Below are 15666 nucleotides of genomic sequence, written 5' to 3' on the forward strand. Positions count from 1 at the left end.
CTACTGAGCGGCGACGGCCGGGCCTTCGACGCGGCTGCTATGGCCTAGAGCGGCGGCAATCAAGTTCGCCTGTTCCGCGGCGTGGCGCTTGGCGAGGCCGGTGGCGGGCGAAGCCGAGTTATCCCGGCCCGCATATTGCGCCCGCAAGCCGCGGAAGCCGGCGTCCGTCAGGCACTGCTCGATAAGCGGCTCGACGAAGAACCAGGCGCCGTTGTTGCGCGGCTCTTCCTGCGCCCAGACGACCGATTCCAGCTTCGGCATCGCCTTGAGGCGCTTCACCAAAGGCTCCGACGGATAGGGATAGAGCTGCTCGATGCGCACGATCTCGGTCGAGCGGTCGCCCGCGGCGTCGCGCGCTTCCATCAGCTCGTAGGCCAGCTTGCCCGTGCAGAGGACGAGACGGCGGGTGTCGCCCTCGACCGGCGCGTTCAGGTCGCTCACGATCCGGCGGAAGTGGCTCTCGCCCGTGAAGTCGGACGCTTCCGAGACGGCCAGCTTGTGCCGCAGCAGCGACTTCGGCGTCATCATCACGAGCGGCTTGCGGAAGTCGCGGAGAAGCTGGCGGCGCAGGATGTGGAAGTAGTTCGCCGGCGTCGTGCAGTTCGCGACCTGCATGTTGTCGTCGGCGCAAAGCTGCAGGTAGCGCTCGAGGCGGGCAGAGCTGTGCTCCGGCCCCTGCCCTTCGAACCCGTGCGGCAGCAGCATCACGAGCCCGCTCGCGCGGAGCCACTTGGCCTCGCCGCTCGATACGAACTGGTCGATGATTGTCTGCGCGCCATTGGCGAAGTCGCCGAACTGCGCCTCCCAGCACACCAACGTGCGGGGGTCCGCCAGCGAATAGCCATATTCGAAGCCGAGCACACCGAACTCGCTGAGCGGGCTGTCACGGACCTCGAAACGGCCGCCGCCCGGAACGTGCGTCAGCGGGATGTACTTCTCGCCGCTCTGCTGATCGACCCAGACGGCATGACGCTGGCTGAAGGTGCCGCGGCCGCTGTCCTGGCCGGAGAGGCGAACGTTGTGCCCTTCGGCGACTAAAGTCCCGAACGCCAGCGCTTCGGCCGTGGCCCAATCGAAGCCGCTGCCCGTCTCGAACATCGCCTTCTTGGCGTCGAGGATGCGCTGCAGCGTCTTGTGGACGTGAATACCCTCCGGAACCGTGGTCAGAAGCTCACCGACCTTGCGGAATTCTTCGTCGGAGACTGCGGTCTCGATGTTGCGGCGGCCGAGCACCGGCTCATCCGGCCGGCCGAGCCCCGTCCAGCGTCCCTCGAACCAGTCCGCCTTGTTCGGCAGATAGCTCACGGCGGCCTGGAACTCCTCTTCCAGATGCTCGACGAAACCCTTCGTGTGCTCTTCGATCCATGCCTGGTCGATCACGCCCTCGGCGATGAGCCGCTTGCCGTAGATCTGCGAGATCGGCGGATGCTGGCGGATTTCCGCGTACATCTGCGGCTGGGTGAAGCTCGGCTCGTCGCCCTCGTTGTGGCCGAAGCGGCGGTAGCACCACATGTCGATGACCATGTCGCGGCCGAAGGTCTGCCGGAACTCGGTCGCCAGTTTGCAGCAGAAGGTCACCGCTTCTGGATCGTCGCCGTTGACGTGAAGGATCGGCGCCTGAATGCCCTTCGCCACGTCCGACGGATAGGGTGAGGAGCGCGCAAACTGCGGGCTGGTCGTGAATCCGACCTGATTATTGATGATGAAGTGGATCGTGCCGCCGGTGCCGTAGCCGGGAAGGCCCGAGAAGCTGAGACATTCCCACACCACCCCTTGGCCGGCGAAGGCCGCGTCGCCGTGGAGAAGGATCGGAAGCACCGTCTTGCCGTGCTTGTCGCCCTTCAGCGTCATGACGGCACGCGCCTTGCCGAGCACCACGGGGTCGACCGCTTCGAGGTGCGACGGGTTCGGAAGCAGCGACAAGTGCACCTTGTTGCCGTCGAACTCGCGGTCTGACGAGGCGCCGAGGTGGTACTTCACGTCGCCCGACCCGCCGACGTCCGCCGGGTTCGTCGCTCCGCCCGCGAACTCGTGGAAGATTGCGCGATACGGCTTGCCCATGACGTTGGAGAGGACGTTCAGGCGCCCGCGGTGGGCCATGCCGACGTCGATCTCCTCGACGCCGTACTGGCCGCCGTATTTGATGACCGCTTCAAGAGCCGGGATCGCGCTCTCGCCGCCATCGAGACCGAATCTTTTCGTCCCGACATATTTGCGCGCGAGAAACTTTTCCCACTGCTCACCTTCGATCACCTTCTGCAGGATCGAGCGCTTGCCTTCGGGCGTGAACTGGATCTCGGCGTCCTTGCCCTCGATCCGCTCCTGTAGAAAGCGGCGCTCCTCCAGGTCGTTGATGTGCATGTATTCGACGCCGACGGTGCCGCAGTAATTGGCCTGCAGTACCTTCACGATCTCGCGGACGGTCGCGCGCTCGAAGCCAAGCGCGCCGCCGACCCAGATTGGCCGATCGAGATCACCTGGGCCAAAGCCGTGATATTCCGGAGTCAGGTCCGCCGGCAGCTCGGAGTGATGGAGCCCCAGCGGATCTAGCTTCGCGGCGAGATGCCCACGCACGCGATAGGTGCGGATCAGCATCATCGCGCGGATCGAATCTTCCGCGGCACGACGGACGTCGTCGGGGTCCGCTGCCGGAGCGGCCGCAGCCGCCTTCTCCGTAGCGGCTTTCTTGAACGCTTCGATGGTCGCCTGCGTCGGGTCGAGCCCGAGGTTGATGTCGTCCAGCTCGGCTATCGGCCAGTTCGGCCGCGCCCAGCTCGGGCCCGGCTCGCGCTCGAAGGTGATCGGTTGGTCGTCAGACATGGATTAAGCTGTAACCAGCAATTCTTTCAGGGTTCTTCCGAGCTCAGATGGGCTTGGGCTGACGGTAATTCCAGCCGCCTCCATCGCCGCGATCTTGCTTTCCGCATCGCCCTTGCCGCCGGACACGATGGCGCCGGCATGGCCCATGCGGCGTCCCGGAGGCGCGGTGCGGCCGGCGATGAAGCCGACCACCGGCTTCCGGCGACCGCGGCGGGCCTCGTCGGCGAGGAACTGGGCGGCGTCCTCTTCGGCACTGCCGCCGATCTCACCGATCATGATGATCGATTCCGTGGCGGGATCGCCAAGGAACATCTCGAGCACGTCGATGAACTCGGTGCCCTTCACCGGGTCGCCGCCGATGCCGACCGCCGTCGACTGGCCCAAGCCCTCGTTCGTGGTCTGGAACACGGCTTCATAGGTGAGCGTGCCGGAGCGGCTGACCACGCCGACGCTGCCCTTTTTGAAGATGTTGCCCGGCATGATGCCGATCTTGCACTCGTCGGGCGTCAGCACGCCGGGGCAGTTCGGGCCGATCAGCCGCGACTTCGATCCGTCGAGAGCGCGCTTCACCTTCACCATGTCGAGCACCGGGATGCCCTCGGTGATGGTGACGATCAGCGGGACTTCCGCATCGATGGCTTCGAGGATCGAGTCCGCGGCGAAGGGCGGCGGCACGTAGATGACGCTGGCCGTCGCGCCCGTCGCCTCGACGGCCTGCGCGACCGTATCGAAGACCGGCAGGCCCAGATGGGTGGAGCCGCCTTTGCCCGGCGTGACGCCGCCGACCATCTGGGTGCCGTAGTCGAGAGCCTGGCGCGTGTGGAACGTGCCGGTCTCACCTGTCATCCCCTGAGTGATGACCTTCGTATTACGATCGACGAGAATGCTCATTGGGTACGCGGGACCTCCGCACGATTTTCAGTTAGCCAATTGACCTGCAGGATGGTGAACCCGCCGGCCCGGGTCGCAAGAGCGCGATAACCGGCCGGTTCGTTCAACCATTCCACGGGCTTATACGATCCAGCGGACGGAGTGCCCCGAAGACGGGTCTCGACCGCTGCAGACGCGGGCCGCAGCACCAGGTGCTGGGCCGCAAGTCCGCAGATTTTCGGGCTCCAGCCCCGATCCGTGTAGCTTAGCGAGTAGAGAAAAGCTGGGCTGGCGCCTGGGATTTGCCAGACCTTCGCCGCGATAGGCTTGCCAAGGCGCGACCGGAGATCGGACGGAAGCGCACTGAACTCGATCGGGGTCGCGGAGACGTCGGCCGTCGCCGCACTTCCGTCGAGGCACGCGGCGATGAACAGGTTCGGAAGCTGATCCGGGGTCACCATGGCGGAAGCGCCTGCGGCATTCATCAAAGCGGCTGCTGCAAGTGGAAGCATCATTGGAACCTCCCTCTACTGCTTGGGGCTAGGAGAATGCCTCATCAACTCACGCCAATGAAACCGAAATTCGACCTACGGCAAAAAGGCGGAAAGCTCCTGCCAATCAGGCGAGGCTTCCGTCGATCTGCTTGCAGGCCACCAGAAGCTCCTTCACCGCATCGACGCTGACCTGAAAATTCTTCTTGGCCTCGTCGTCGAGAGGGATCTCGATGACCTCTTCCGCACCATTGGCGCCAATCACTACCGGCACGCCGACATAGAGGCCGTCGAGGCCGTACCTGCCTTCGACATACACTGCGCAGGGCAGGATGCGCTTCTGGTCGCCGAGATAGGCTTCGGCCATCGCGATCGCGCTGGTTGCCGGAGCGTAATAGGCCGAACCGGTCTTCAGCAGCGCGACGATCTCGCCGCCGCCGCCGCGAGTGCGCTTGACGATCTCGTCGATGCGCTCCTTCGTCGAGCGGCCCATCTTCACGAGGTCGTCTACGGGAATGCCGCTGACGGTCGTGTAGCGGGTGACCGGAACCATCGTGTCGCCGTGGCCGCCAAGCACGAAGGCGTTGACGTCCTTAACGCTGACCTTGAACTCCTGCGCCAGGAAGGTAGCGAAGCGGGCGCTGTCGAGAACGCCGGCCATACCGACGACCTTGTTGTGCGGCAGGCCCGAGAATTCGCGCAGCGCCCAGACCATCGCGTCGAGCGGGTTGGTGATGCAGATGACGAACGCGTCGGGTGCGTGGTTCTTGATGCCCTCGCCTACGGCCTTCATGACCTTGAGGTTGATACCAAGAAGGTCGTCGCGGCTCATGCCCGGCTTGCGCGGCACGCCTGCGGTGACGATTACCACGTCGGCACCGGCAATGTCGGCATAGTCGTTGGTGCCGGTCAGCTTGGCGTCGAAGCCTTCGATCGGCCCGCACTGGCTGAGGTCCAGCGCCTTGCCCTGCGGAATGCCTTCGGCGATGTCGAACAGGACGATGTCGCCAAGCTCGCGCTGCGCCGCGAGGTGAGCGAGGGTTCCACCGATCATTCCGGCGCCAATCAGGGCGATCTTCTTGCGGGCCATCAGGCTGCTGCTTTCCTCTATTGTATGGGCGCGCCAGGAACGGCGCAGCAAAAGTTGGCGGCGCTCTAGACCGCGATGAAGAGTCGGGCAACCGCCCCGCGATGGGACAGGTTGTTGTCGCGGCGGCAACCAAAGCTCGACAGCCGCTGTTCAGTTTCGACGAGGCACATTGGACCGGCCATGGAAAAGATTCTTCTGCTCGCAGCCATTGCGACGCTCGCTTCAGCCAGCCCGGCGTTGGCCAAGCCTGGCCATGGCAATTCGGCTCACGGCAACGCCGCTTACGGAACGGGCGGCTGCCCCCCTGGCCTCGCCAAGAAGAATGCAGCCTGCATGCCACCCGGCCAATACAAGAAGCTGTTCGAGGTCGGTCAGCGCGTGCCCAGCAATTACAACGGACTGATCGGCTATGGCGCTCTGCCCTACAGCGTCAGGGACCAGTACAGCTCTGTCCTCGATCCGCGGTCGCGGTACATCTACGATCAGGGCTATCTCTATCGCGTCGATCCGACGACCATGATCGTCAGCCAGATCCTGCAGGCGGTCCTCAGGCCCTAGTTCGGTTCCTCGGGCGCGACGGCATTATTCCCGTCGAGGCCGTAATCGTCGATCGCGTCGAGGTTTGCCGGAGCCTGGTTCAGCAGGTTGGCAACGTCATCCAGCTGCCGGTTCTCTTCGGCGTTAGGCGCTTCAGGCTCGCGGTTGCAGCCGCAGAGCAGCACGAGGGCGGAGACAATTAAGGCGCGCGTGAACATCCGGAGCCCTCTAGCACAATGAAAAAGGGGCCGCGCACCGGCTGGCGCGCGACCCCTTCAATCAGTCAACGAAACGCTTAGTGCGCTGAGTTGTCGGCCGAATTCGCGACGGCGTCGCTAGCGTTCTCGACCGCATTGCCCGCGTTCTCGATCGCATTGCCGGCCGCGTCGAGCGCGTTGTCGGCGGCGTTCGAAGCGTCGACGGTGGCGGCGTTGACGTCGGTCTCCGCAGCGTTCTCGACGTTCACTTCATTGCCGGCGGTGTTCTCTTCAGCCTTCGGCTGGCACGCGGCAAGGCCGAGCGCCAGGACCGCAACGGTCACAGCAACCTTCTTCATGATCGTTCCACTCCATAAAAAGCAGGCCCCCGCACGCGGGGGCTTTGGGCTCGGCCGTTCGCGATTAAGCCGCTCTGGCCAGGGCGCGGCATTACAGAGGGTGTAACAGCCGTGCAATGCGCAATTCATATTGCGGTCAAATTGGACTTCCCTCGCTTCATTGACATATAAAGTTTTCTTTATATCAGCTTTCCGAGATGGACGCGCTTCCCCTTGCCGACCTCCTGCAGGCCCTCGCCGACCCGACGCGGCTGCGGATTCTCGCGCTCCTTCGGCGCATAGAGCTGTCCGTCGGCGAGCTTGCCCAGCTTCTTGGGCAGAGCCAGCCGCGCGTGTCCCGGCACGTCCGCATCCTGGCGGACGCGCGAGCCGTGGAACGCCGCAAGGAAGGAAGCTGGGTCTTCCTGACCATCGCGGGCGAGGAGAGGACCGCCCCGATGTTCGGGTTGGTCGATGCCTGGGCCGACGAAGCGACCTGCGCGATCTTTGAAGCCGACGCTTCGAAGCTGGACCGCATCCGGCTGGAGCGCGCTGAGGCCGCGTCGCGCTACTTCACCTCGCACGCCAACGTCTGGGACAGCATTCGCTCGCTCCACGTCGCGGAGAGCGAGGTCGAGCAGGCGATCGCTATCGCACTGGACGACCAGCCCCTCGGCCGTCTCGTCGACATCGGTACCGGCACCGGGCGAATGATCGAGCTGTTCGGGCGCGACGCCCAGCAAGCAATCGGCATCGACCGCTCCTCCGAAATGTTGCGTCTGGCCCGTGCGAAGCTGGAGGCTGCGGGTATCTCTTCGAGCCTGCGTCAGGGCGACATGAACGCGCTGCCCCTGGACGACGGAAGCGCGGATACCGTGATCATTCACCAGGTACTGCACTATGCGCACTCCCCCGCCGCCGCGATCTCGGAAGCGAGCCGGGTACTGGCGTTCGGTGGCCGGTTGCTGGTGGTCGACTTCGCCGCGCATGAGCGCGAGGACCTGCGGACGACTGACGCACACGTTCGGCTGGGCTTCGACGACGAGACCATGAGCGGCTGGTTCAAGGCGGCCGGCCTCACCATCGATCACGTGCAGCGGCTCGAGGGCGGAGAGCTCACCGTTACGCTGTGGCGCGGCCTGAAGGCTGCGGAACGCCGGCGGAGGGCGGCATGAACAAGCTCGAAACCCTAGCGAACCACCCGCCGCTCTTCGCGGAGACGCGCGGCGACATCGAGGTGAGCTTCGAATTCTTCCCGCCCAAGACGGAGAAGATGGCCGAGACCCTGTGGGATTCGGTCAAGACGCTCGAGCCGCTGCACCCTCGCTTCGTCTCCGTAACCTACGGAGCGGGCGGATCTACCCGTGAGCGGACGCACCAGACGGTCGAGCGCATCCTCAAGGAAACCTCGCTGACGCCGGCCGCCCACTTGACCTGTGTCGGCGCGAGCCGCGGCGAGATCGACGACATCGCCCGCGAATATTGGGATCTCGGCGTCCGCAACATCGTCGCGCTCCGAGGGGATCCGCCTGAAGCCGGCACCAAGTATCAGCCGCACCCACAAGGCTACCGCGACGCCTGCGAGCTGGTCGCGGGCCTGAAGGCCGTGGCGCCGTTCGACATCTCGGTCGCCGCCTATCCCGAGGTCCATCCGGACTCCTCGTCGCGCTCGTTCGACCTCGAGAACCTGCGGCGCAAGGTCGATGCGGGCGCCGACCGCGCAATCACGCAATTCTTCTTCTCCGCCGACTGCTTCTTCCGCTTCCGCGACGAGGCGGCCGCAGCGGGCATCGACGCAGAGATCGTGCCGGGCATCCTGCCGGTTTCGAACGTCGCCACCACGCGCCGGTTCGCCGCGACCTGTGGAGCGAGCATCCCGCAATGGCTGGACCAGCTGTTTGAAGGCCTCGACGACCTTCCGTCGGCAAGGCAGCTGATCGCCGCGACGGTGGCAGCGGAGATTTGCGGCCAGCTCTACGCGGGCGGCGTCCGCCACTTCCACTTCTACACACTGAACCGGGCGGAGCTCAGCTACGCCATTTGCCATCTTCTTGGAGTTCGGGCGAAAGCATGAGTATCGCTGACACCCTTCGTGCGGAGGCCGCGAAGCGCATCCTGATCAAGGACGGGCCGTACGGCACCGGGATCCAGGCGCGGAAGCTCGGCGCCGACGATTATTGCGCCGGTCTCGACCTCGTGAAGGACCAGAAGGGCAACAACGACCTTCTCAACATCACGCAGCCGCAGGTCATCCGCAGCATCTGCGAGAGCTTCGCCGACGCGGGCGCGGAGATCCTCGCGACGAACACGTTCAATGCGAACCGCATCAGCCAGGGCGACTATGGCGCCGAGGACCTGGCGGCGGAGATGAACTGGGCCTCTGCGCGCATCATGCGCGAGGTCGCGGATCGCTACACCGCAAAGGACGGCAAGCCGCGCTGGGTCGCCGGCGCCCTCGGGCCCACCAACAAGACTCTGTCGCTGTCACCGAACGTCAACGACCCCGCTTTTCGCGAGGTCGACTTCGACACGGTCAAGGACGTGTACCGCGAGCAGATCGATGCGCTCATAGAAGGCGGCGTCGACTTCATCCTCATCGAGACGATCTTCGACACGCTGAACGCCAAGGCGGCGATCATGGCGACGCTGGAGGCAGAACAGGCGCTCGGCCGCGAGCTTCCGCTGATGATCTCGATGACGCTGACCGACCTGAGCGGCCGCAACCTGTCGGGCCACACGGTCGAGGCATTCTGGGCGAGCGTCCGCCATGCGCGGCCGGTCACCATCGGCCTGAACTGTTCCTTCGGGGCAGCGCAGCTTCGCCCGCATCTCGCGGCGCTCTCGACCCTGGCCGACACTCTGATCATGGCCTACCCGAACGCCGGCCTGCCGAACGAGCTTGGCGAATATGACGAGGCTGCCGAGGAGACCGCGGCACAGGTGCGCGAATGGCTGGACGCCGGCTTGGTCAACATCGTCGGCGGCTGCTGCGGAACGACGCCCGCGCACATCGCCGCCATCGCCGAAGCGACCCGCGGGCGTGAACCGCGCAAGGTCCCGGCAGCACCTCGCCAGACTCTTCTCGCGGGCCTCGAACCAATGGTGATCGCCGCGTGAGCATTCGTGCACAGGCCGTCATTGAGCCCGAACCCGCCGAGCAGGTCGCGGCAGGCGCGCGCTTCGTCAACGTCGGCGAGCGCACGAACGTCACCGGCTCCGCCAAGTTCAAGAAGCTGATTCTCGCCGGCGACTATGACGCCGCGGTCGAGGTCGCGCGCGACCAGGTCGAGAACGGCGCGCAGATTATCGACGTCAACATGGACGAAGCCCTGCTCGATTCAGAGCAGGCGATGACCACCTTCCTGAAGCGCATCGCCGCCGAACCGGACATCGCCCGCGTCCCCGTGATGGTCGACAGCTCCAAGTGGAGCGTGATCGAGGCGGGCCTCAAGTGCGTGTCGGGCAAGCCGATCGTCAATTCGATCAGCCTCAAGGAAGGCGAAGGTCCGTTTCTCGAGCTCGCCCGCAAGTGTCACGCCTACGGCGCCGCCGTCGTGGTCATGGCGTTCGACGAGGTCGGTCAGGCCGACACGGCCGAGCGCAAGGTCGCCATCTGTGAGCGCGCCTACAATCTGCTCCTCGCCAACGGCTTCGAAGCCCAGGACATCATCTTCGACCCGAACATCTTCGCCATCGCGACGGGTATCGACGAGCATCGCCGCTACGCGATCGACTTCATCGAGGCGGCAGCCGACATCCGGCGCCGCTGCCCCGGCGTGCACATCTCGGGCGGCCTGTCGAACCTCAGCTTCTCGTTCCGCGGCAATGAGCCCGTGCGCCGCGCGATGCACAGTGTGTTCCTCTACCACGCCATTCCGGCCGGCATGGACATGGGCATCGTCAACGCCGGCCAGCTCGACGTCTACGATCAGATCGACCCGGAGCTTCGCGAAGCCGTCGAGGACGTCATCCTCGACCGGAAGGACGACGCGACCGAGACCCTCATCGCGCTCGCCGAGCGCTTCAAGGGTACCGACGCCGCCGAGGAAAAGAAGCTCGCCGAATGGCGCAGCCTGCCGGTCGCCGAGCGCCTGTCCTACGCGCTCGTGAAGGGCATCGACGCGAACATCGTCGAGGACACCGAGGAGGCCCGTCAGCAGGCAGAGCGGCCGATCCATGTCATCGAGGGCCCGCTAATGGACGGCATGAACGTCGTCGGCGACCTGTTCGGCTCCGGCAAGATGTTCCTTCCGCAGGTCGTGAAATCCGCCCGCGTGATGAAGAAGGCCGTCGCCCACCTCATTCCGTTCATCGAGGCGGAGAAGGAAGCAACCGGCGCGACGCAGGGCAAGGGCCGCATCGTGATGGCGACCGTGAAGGGCGACGTTCACGACATCGGCAAGAACATCGTCGGGGTCGTCCTCCAGTGCAACGGCTTCGAGGTCATCGATCTCGGCGTCATGGTCCCGTGGCAGACGATCCTCGAGTCCGCGAAGGACAACAACGCCGACATGATCGGTCTCTCCGGCCTCATCACGCCTTCGCTCGACGAAATGGTGACCGTCGCGGACGAGATGCAGCGGCTCGGCCTCAAGACCCCGCTCCTGATCGGCGGCGCGACGACGAGCAAGGCGCACACGGCGCTGCGCATCGACCCCGCCTACAAAGGTCCTGTGATCCACGTGCTCGACGCCAGCCGCGCGGTCGGCGTCGCCTCGTCGCTCATGTCCGACACGCAGTGCGAGCCGCTCGTCGAAAAGACCGCCGACGAATATGAGGCGCTCCGCCAGGCCCGCTCCCGCAGCGGCCAGAGCGAGCTTTCCTCGCTTGAGGATGCGCGCGCCAACGGCTTCGCTTTCGACCCGACGGGCCAGGCTCCGGCGCCCAAATATCCCGGCCTCCGCCAGTTCGGCGAATGGCCGCTCGCCGATCTCCGAGCCTCGATCGACTGGACGCCCTTCTTCCGCGCCTGGGAGCTGGCCGGAAACTATCCGCAGATCCTCGACGACCCCGTCGTCGGTGAGAGCGCGACGAGCCTGTTCAACGACGCCCAGAAGATGCTCGACCAGCTGATCGCAGAACGCTGGGTGACAGCCAGCGGCACGGTCGGCCTGTGGCGCTGCAAGCGCGAAGGCGACGACGTCCTGGTCCTCGCTGGCAACGACTGGACGCGCGTTCCCTTCCTCCGCCAGCAGGTGAAAAAGCGCGAAGGACGGGCGAACCTATGCCTGGCCGACTTCATCAACCCGGAGGGCGAGGACTGGATCGGCGGCTTCGCGGTCGGCATCCACGGCCTCGAACCGCATCTCGAGCGCTTCAAGGCCGCGCACGACGATTACTCGGACATCCTACTGAAGGCGCTCGCCGACCGTCTTGCGGAAAGCTTCGCGGAAGTGCTCCACGCCGAAGTACGTGGCCGCATCTGGGGTTATGCGGACGAGCATCTGTCGAACGCCGACCTCATCCGTGAGAAGTTCGAGGGCATTCGCCCAGCTCCCGGCTACCCTGCCTGCCCGGACCACAGCCTGAAGCCGATCCTGTTCGAGATGCTCGGCGGCGATCCGGCCGGAGTCACGCTGACCGAGAATTTCGCGATGCTGCCGACGTCGGCCGTGTCCGGCTTCTACTTCGGGCACCGCGACAGCCAGTATTTCGGCGTCGCACGCATCGGACGCGACCAGCTGGAAGATTATGCCAGCCGCCGCGGCGTTGATGTCGCCTGCGCAGAGCGCTGGGTGCGGCCCAACCTCGACTAAGGCTCTCGCGGGCGGCTAGGGCCCGCGCATGGATACGGCCGCAAGCATGACCGCCGAAAGCCGCGCCCGCTGGACGGACGAACTGCGCGCGACGCTCGCGCTCGCCTGGCCGCTGATCCTCGCCAACCTGACGATGCAGCTCATTCAGGCGACAGACGTCGTCCTGCTCGGCTGGCTGGGATCAAAGGAGCTTGCCGCTGCCGCGCTCGGGCTGAGCCTTTCGTTCGGCATGATCCTTTTCGCGCTTGGGGTGCTCACCGCCACTTCGCCGATGATGGCGTCTGCCCTCGGCGCGCGGTCCAATGCCGTTCGCGACGTCCGCCGCACCTTCCGCCAGGGTCTGTGGGCCGCCGCGCTGATGGCCGGGCCGACGCTGATCGTCCTGTGGAACGCCGAGAAGGTCATCCTCTTCTTCGGCCAGGATCCGGAGCTGTCGCGGCTCGCGGGCTGGTTCCTGCGTGGCTACATGTGGGTCATCCCGCCCTGGATGCTGTTCCAGGTGATGCGGAACTTCGTTTCCGCGCTGGAGCGTCCCGGGTGGGTCCTCGTCATCAGCACGCTCGGGATTCCGTTAAACGCGATCGTCAGCTGGTCGCTGATATTCGGCCATCTCGGCCTGCCGAAGCTAGGTCTTATCGGCGGAGGCATCGGCAGCTCGGTCGTCTGGGCGGCAATGGCCCTGGCGCTGGGTCTTGTCATTCTCACCGACCGCCAGTTCCGCCGTTTCCATCTCTTCGGCCGCTTTTGGAGGCCCGACTGGCCTCGCTTCCGCCAGCTCTTCAAGCTCGGTCTCCCAATCGGTCTGACCACGGGCTTCGAAGGCGGTGTGTTCAGCGCTGCCGCCTACCTCATGGGCCTGTTCGGAGCCTCCTCCGTAGCCGCTCACCAGATCGCGCTGCAGATCGCCGCGACGACCTTCATGGTCCCGCTGGCGCTTGGGCAGGCGACGACGGTGCGCGTCGGCTTGGCATACGGTCGAGGCGATCGTGCCGCCATCGGCCTCGCGGGCTGGACAGCATTGGGCCTCAGCACAGCATTCATGACGCTGATGGCAACGCTGATGTTCATCTTCCCGCACGAGCTGATCACGCTTTTCCTCGCGGACACGCCGGAGAATGCGACGGTGATCGCCCTCGGAGTATCCTTCCTGCGCATCGCCGCTCTTTTCCAGATCGTGGACGGCTGGCAGGTGGTCGGTGCCGGTATGCTGCGCGGCATCCACGACACACGGGTGCCGATGGTCTTCGCTCTGTTCGGTTACTGGGCCATTGGCCTGGGCATCGGTGTCGCGCTCGCATTCGCAATGGAGTGGCGCGGCGTCGGCATCTGGACTGGACTGGCCGCGGGTCTTGGAGTCGTTGCCGTTCTGATGATCAGGCGCTGGAGCCGACGCGACAAATTGGGGTTGCTTCCAGCCGACGCGTAAAATGTGCGCTCAGGGTGTTGACGCCCTAAACCGCCACACCCATATGCCGGCCATCGCTGGCACTCTCCTTGCGGGAGTGCCAACGCGTATAGGTTCAACAAGAAAGACAAGGGGCTCACACAATGGGTTTCAGGCCGCTTCATGACCGCGTCCTCGTCCGCCGTATCGAGGCTGATGAGAAGACGACCGGTGGAATCATCATTCCGGACACCGCCAAGGAAAAACCGCAGGAAGGCGAAGTCATCTCCGTCGGCACCGGGGCTCGCAGCGACGAGGGCAAGGTCACGCCTCTCGACGTTAAGGCCGGCGACAAGATCCTGTTCGGCAAGTGGTCGGGCACCGAAGTGAAGATCGACGGCGAAGACCTGATCATCATGAAGGAAAGCGACATCCTCGGGATCGTCGGCTGACCTTCGGCTCTCGCGCGCATGCGCGTTGAGCAGTGAACTTAGCGAACTTCCAAGAAACGAAAGGGTAGCCAGATGGCAGCCAAGGACGTCAAATTTTCCCGCGATGCGCGTGAGCGCATTCTCCGCGGCGTCGACATTCTCGCCGACGCAGTGAAGGTGACGCTGGGCCCCAAGGGCCGGAACGTCGTCATCGACAAGAGCTTCGGCGCACCGCGCATCACCAAGGACGGCGTCACCGTCGCCAAGGAGATCGAGCTCAAGGACAAGTTCGAGAACATGGGTGCGCAGATGCTGCGCGAAGTCGCTTCGAAGACGAACGACCTCGCCGGCGACGGCACCACGACCGCGACCGTTCTGGCGCAGTCGATCGTCCGTGAGGGCATGAAGTCGGTCGCGGCCGGCATGAACCCGATGGATCTCAAGCGCGGCATCGACATCGCCGTCGGCAAGGTCGTCGAGGACCTCAAGGGCCGTTCGAAGGCCGTCGCGGGCAGCCAGGAAATCGCCCAGGTCGGAATCATCTCCGCCAATGGCGACAAGGAAGTCGGCGAGAAGATCGCCGAGGCCATGGAGAAGGTCGGCAAGGAAGGCGTGATCACTGTCGAGGAGGCCAAGGGTCTCGAGTTCGAGCTGGACGTCGTCGAAGGCATGCAGTTCGACCGCGGCTATCTGTCGCCCTACTTCATCACCAACCCCGAGAAGATGCAGGTCGAGCTGACGGACCCGTACATCCTCATCCATGAGAAGAAGCTTTCGAACCTCCAGGCGATGCTTCCGATCCTGGAAGCGGTCGTCCAGAGCGGCCGTCCGCTCCTGATCATCGCCGAGGACATCGAAGGCGAAGCTCTCGCGACGCTCGTCGTTAACAAGCTGCGCGGCGGCCTCAAGGTTGCGGCGGTAAAGGCGCCGGGCTTCGGCGATCGCCGCAAGGCGATGCTCGAGGACATCGCAGTCCTCACCGGCGGCGAGATGATCAGCGAAGATCTCGGCATCAAGCTCGAGAACGTCACTGTGAACATGCTCGGTCAGGCCAAGCGCGTCACGATTGACAAGGACAACACCACGATCGTGGATGGTGCCGGTCAGCGTGAAGCGATCGAGGGCCGGGTTGCCGCGATCCGTCAGCAGATCGAGAACACGACCTCCGACTATGACCGTGAGAAGCTGCAGGAGCGGCTGGCGAAGCTCGCCGGCGGCGTCGCGGTGATCAAGGTTGGCGGCGCGTCCGAGATCGAAGTGAAGGAGCGCAAGGACCGCGTCGACGACGCTCTCCACGCGACCCGCGCCGCGGTCGAGGAAGGCATCGTCCCGGGCGGCGGCACTGCGCTGCTCTACGCGACCAAAGCTCTTGAAGGCCTCAAGGGCGAGAATGACGACCAGACCCGCGGCATCGACATCATCCGCAAGGCGCTCCAGTCGCCAGTGCGGCAGATTGCCGAGAACGCGGGCCATGACGGCGCCGTGGTTGCCGGCAAGCTGATCGACGCCAAGGACCCGACCCTCGGCTTCAACGCCCAGACGGAGGTCTACGAGAACCTGGTTGCGGCTGGCGTGATCGACCCGACCAAGGTCGTCCGCGCTGCACTCCAGGACGCGGCATCGGTCGCCGGCCTGCTGATCACCACCGAAGCGGCGGTCAGCGAAATGCCCGAGGACAAGCCTGCGATGGCTGGTGCCGGCGGCATGGGCGGCATGGGCGGCATGGACTTCTAGGTCCGCGACCCAAGGCAA

14 protein-coding genes are annotated in these 15666 nt (G+C 64.9%); 8 read left to right on the forward strand and 6 right to left on the reverse strand.

Going from position 1 to position 15666, the window contains the following annotated elements:
- From LZ016_RS08845 to mdh, 4 genes are all read right to left on the reverse strand, one after another.
- Positions 1–2820 carry a 2-oxoglutarate dehydrogenase E1 component gene (locus LZ016_RS08845; protein ID WP_241447014.1) on the reverse strand — a complete coding sequence of 940 codons (2820 nt, stop codon included), beginning with the start codon at positions 2818–2820 and terminating at the stop codon, positions 1–3.
- A gap of 3 nt (positions 2821–2823) precedes the next feature.
- Positions 2824–3711, reverse strand: coding sequence for a succinate--CoA ligase subunit alpha (gene sucD / locus LZ016_RS08850; RefSeq protein ID WP_241447015.1), 888 nt, complete (start codon positions 3709–3711; stop codon positions 2824–2826).
- Positions 3708–4205 (reverse strand): hypothetical protein, encoded by a 498-nt coding sequence (locus tag LZ016_RS08855; RefSeq protein ID WP_241447016.1) that lies wholly within the window; start codon positions 4203–4205, stop codon positions 3708–3710. The genes sucD and LZ016_RS08855 overlap by 4 nt, the downstream gene beginning before the upstream one ends.
- A 103-nt stretch (positions 4206–4308) precedes the next feature.
- Entirely contained in the window at positions 4309–5271 is a 963-nt protein-coding gene (gene mdh / locus LZ016_RS08860) for a malate dehydrogenase (protein ID WP_241447017.1), read from the reverse strand.
- A gap of 180 nt (positions 5272–5451) precedes the next feature.
- Here mdh and LZ016_RS08865 point away from each other — a divergent pair, with 180 nt between their 5' ends.
- Positions 5452–5829 (forward strand): hypothetical protein, encoded by a 378-nt coding sequence (locus LZ016_RS08865; protein ID WP_241447018.1) that lies wholly within the window; start codon positions 5452–5454, stop codon positions 5827–5829.
- Here LZ016_RS08865 and LZ016_RS08870 read toward each other — a convergent pair.
- Positions 5826–6026 (reverse strand): hypothetical protein, encoded by a 201-nt coding sequence (locus LZ016_RS08870; RefSeq protein ID WP_241447019.1) that lies wholly within the window; start codon positions 6024–6026, stop codon positions 5826–5828. The two genes, LZ016_RS08865 and LZ016_RS08870, sit on opposite strands and share 4 nt — an antisense overlap.
- 77 nt (positions 6027–6103) lie before the next feature.
- The gene (locus LZ016_RS08875; protein WP_277622532.1) at positions 6104–6364 is read right to left on the reverse strand and encodes a circumsporozoite protein; all 261 of its coding nucleotides are present in this window, start codon (positions 6362–6364) and stop codon (positions 6104–6106) included.
- A gap of 197 nt (positions 6365–6561) precedes the next feature.
- On the opposite strand from LZ016_RS08875, the gene LZ016_RS08880 reads away from it, so the two are divergent.
- The 7 genes from LZ016_RS08880 to groL all read left to right on the forward strand — a co-directional run bounded on the left by LZ016_RS08880 (position 6562) and on the right by groL (position 15648).
- Positions 6562–7518 carry an ArsR/SmtB family transcription factor gene (locus tag LZ016_RS08880; RefSeq protein WP_241447020.1) on the forward strand — a complete coding sequence of 319 codons (957 nt, stop codon included), beginning with the start codon at positions 6562–6564 and terminating at the stop codon, positions 7516–7518.
- Positions 7515–8417, forward strand: a complete 903-nt coding sequence (gene metF / locus LZ016_RS08885; protein WP_241447021.1) for a methylenetetrahydrofolate reductase [NAD(P)H] — start codon at positions 7515–7517, stop codon at positions 8415–8417. The genes LZ016_RS08880 and metF overlap by 4 nt, the downstream gene beginning before the upstream one ends.
- Complete coding sequence (locus LZ016_RS08890; RefSeq protein WP_241447022.1) at positions 8414–9460, forward strand: homocysteine S-methyltransferase family protein; 1047 nt, start codon at positions 8414–8416, stop codon at positions 9458–9460. Before metF ends, LZ016_RS08890 begins: the two co-directional genes overlap by 4 nt.
- A 2-nt stretch (positions 9461–9462) precedes the next feature.
- Positions 9463–12099, forward strand: a complete 2637-nt coding sequence (gene metH / locus LZ016_RS08895) for a methionine synthase (protein WP_241447500.1) — start codon at positions 9463–9465, stop codon at positions 12097–12099.
- A 28-nt stretch (positions 12100–12127) separates the two neighbouring features.
- Positions 12128–13525 (forward strand): MATE family efflux transporter, encoded by a 1398-nt coding sequence (locus tag LZ016_RS08900; RefSeq protein ID WP_241447023.1) that lies wholly within the window; start codon positions 12128–12130, stop codon positions 13523–13525.
- Positions 13526–13647: 122 nt separating this feature from the next.
- A complete protein-coding gene (gene groES / locus LZ016_RS08905; protein ID WP_187708007.1) occupies positions 13648–13935 on the forward strand; it encodes a co-chaperone GroES in 288 nt (95 codons plus the stop codon).
- 72 nt (positions 13936–14007) lie between these two features.
- Entirely contained in the window at positions 14008–15648 is a 1641-nt protein-coding gene (groL, locus tag LZ016_RS08910; protein WP_241447024.1) for a chaperonin GroEL, read from the forward strand.
- Positions 15649–15666: the final 18 nt, after the last annotated feature.

The sequence above is a fragment of the Sphingomonas telluris genome (genome assembly GCF_022568775.1).
In the GTDB taxonomy this organism is placed as follows: domain Bacteria; phylum Pseudomonadota; class Alphaproteobacteria; order Sphingomonadales; family Sphingomonadaceae; genus Sphingomicrobium; species Sphingomicrobium telluris.

Excerpts from the sequence above, each read along its gene's own strand:
- metF (WP_241447021.1), top strand. The coding sequence starts at position 7,515 with ATGAACAAGCTCGAAACCCTAGCGAACCACCCGCCGCTCTTCGCGGAG.
- LZ016_RS08875 (WP_277622532.1), bottom strand. The coding sequence starts at position 6,364 with ATGAAGAAGGTTGCTGTGACCGTTGCGGTCCTGGCGCTCGGCCTTGCC.
- LZ016_RS08880 (WP_241447020.1), top strand. The coding sequence starts at position 6,562 with ATGGACGCGCTTCCCCTTGCCGACCTCCTGCAGGCCCTCGCCGACCCG.
- LZ016_RS08845 (WP_241447014.1), bottom strand. The coding sequence starts at position 2,820 with ATGTCTGACGACCAACCGATCACCTTCGAGCGCGAGCCGGGCCCGAGC.
- groES (WP_187708007.1), top strand. The coding sequence starts at position 13,648 with ATGGGTTTCAGGCCGCTTCATGACCGCGTCCTCGTCCGCCGTATCGAG.
- LZ016_RS08870 (WP_241447019.1), bottom strand. The coding sequence starts at position 6,026 with ATGTTCACGCGCGCCTTAATTGTCTCCGCCCTCGTGCTGCTCTGCGGC.
- groL (WP_241447024.1), top strand. The coding sequence starts at position 14,008 with ATGGCAGCCAAGGACGTCAAATTTTCCCGCGATGCGCGTGAGCGCATT.
- mdh (WP_241447017.1), bottom strand. The coding sequence starts at position 5,271 with ATGGCCCGCAAGAAGATCGCCCTGATTGGCGCCGGAATGATCGGTGGA.
- LZ016_RS08865 (WP_241447018.1), top strand. The coding sequence starts at position 5,452 with ATGGAAAAGATTCTTCTGCTCGCAGCCATTGCGACGCTCGCTTCAGCC.
- LZ016_RS08890 (WP_241447022.1), top strand. The coding sequence starts at position 8,414 with ATGAGTATCGCTGACACCCTTCGTGCGGAGGCCGCGAAGCGCATCCTG.
- sucD (WP_241447015.1), bottom strand. The coding sequence starts at position 3,711 with ATGAGCATTCTCGTCGATCGTAATACGAAGGTCATCACTCAGGGGATG.
- LZ016_RS08900 (WP_241447023.1), top strand. The coding sequence starts at position 12,128 with ATGGATACGGCCGCAAGCATGACCGCCGAAAGCCGCGCCCGCTGGACG.
- LZ016_RS08855 (WP_241447016.1), bottom strand. The coding sequence starts at position 4,205 with ATGATGCTTCCACTTGCAGCAGCCGCTTTGATGAATGCCGCAGGCGCT.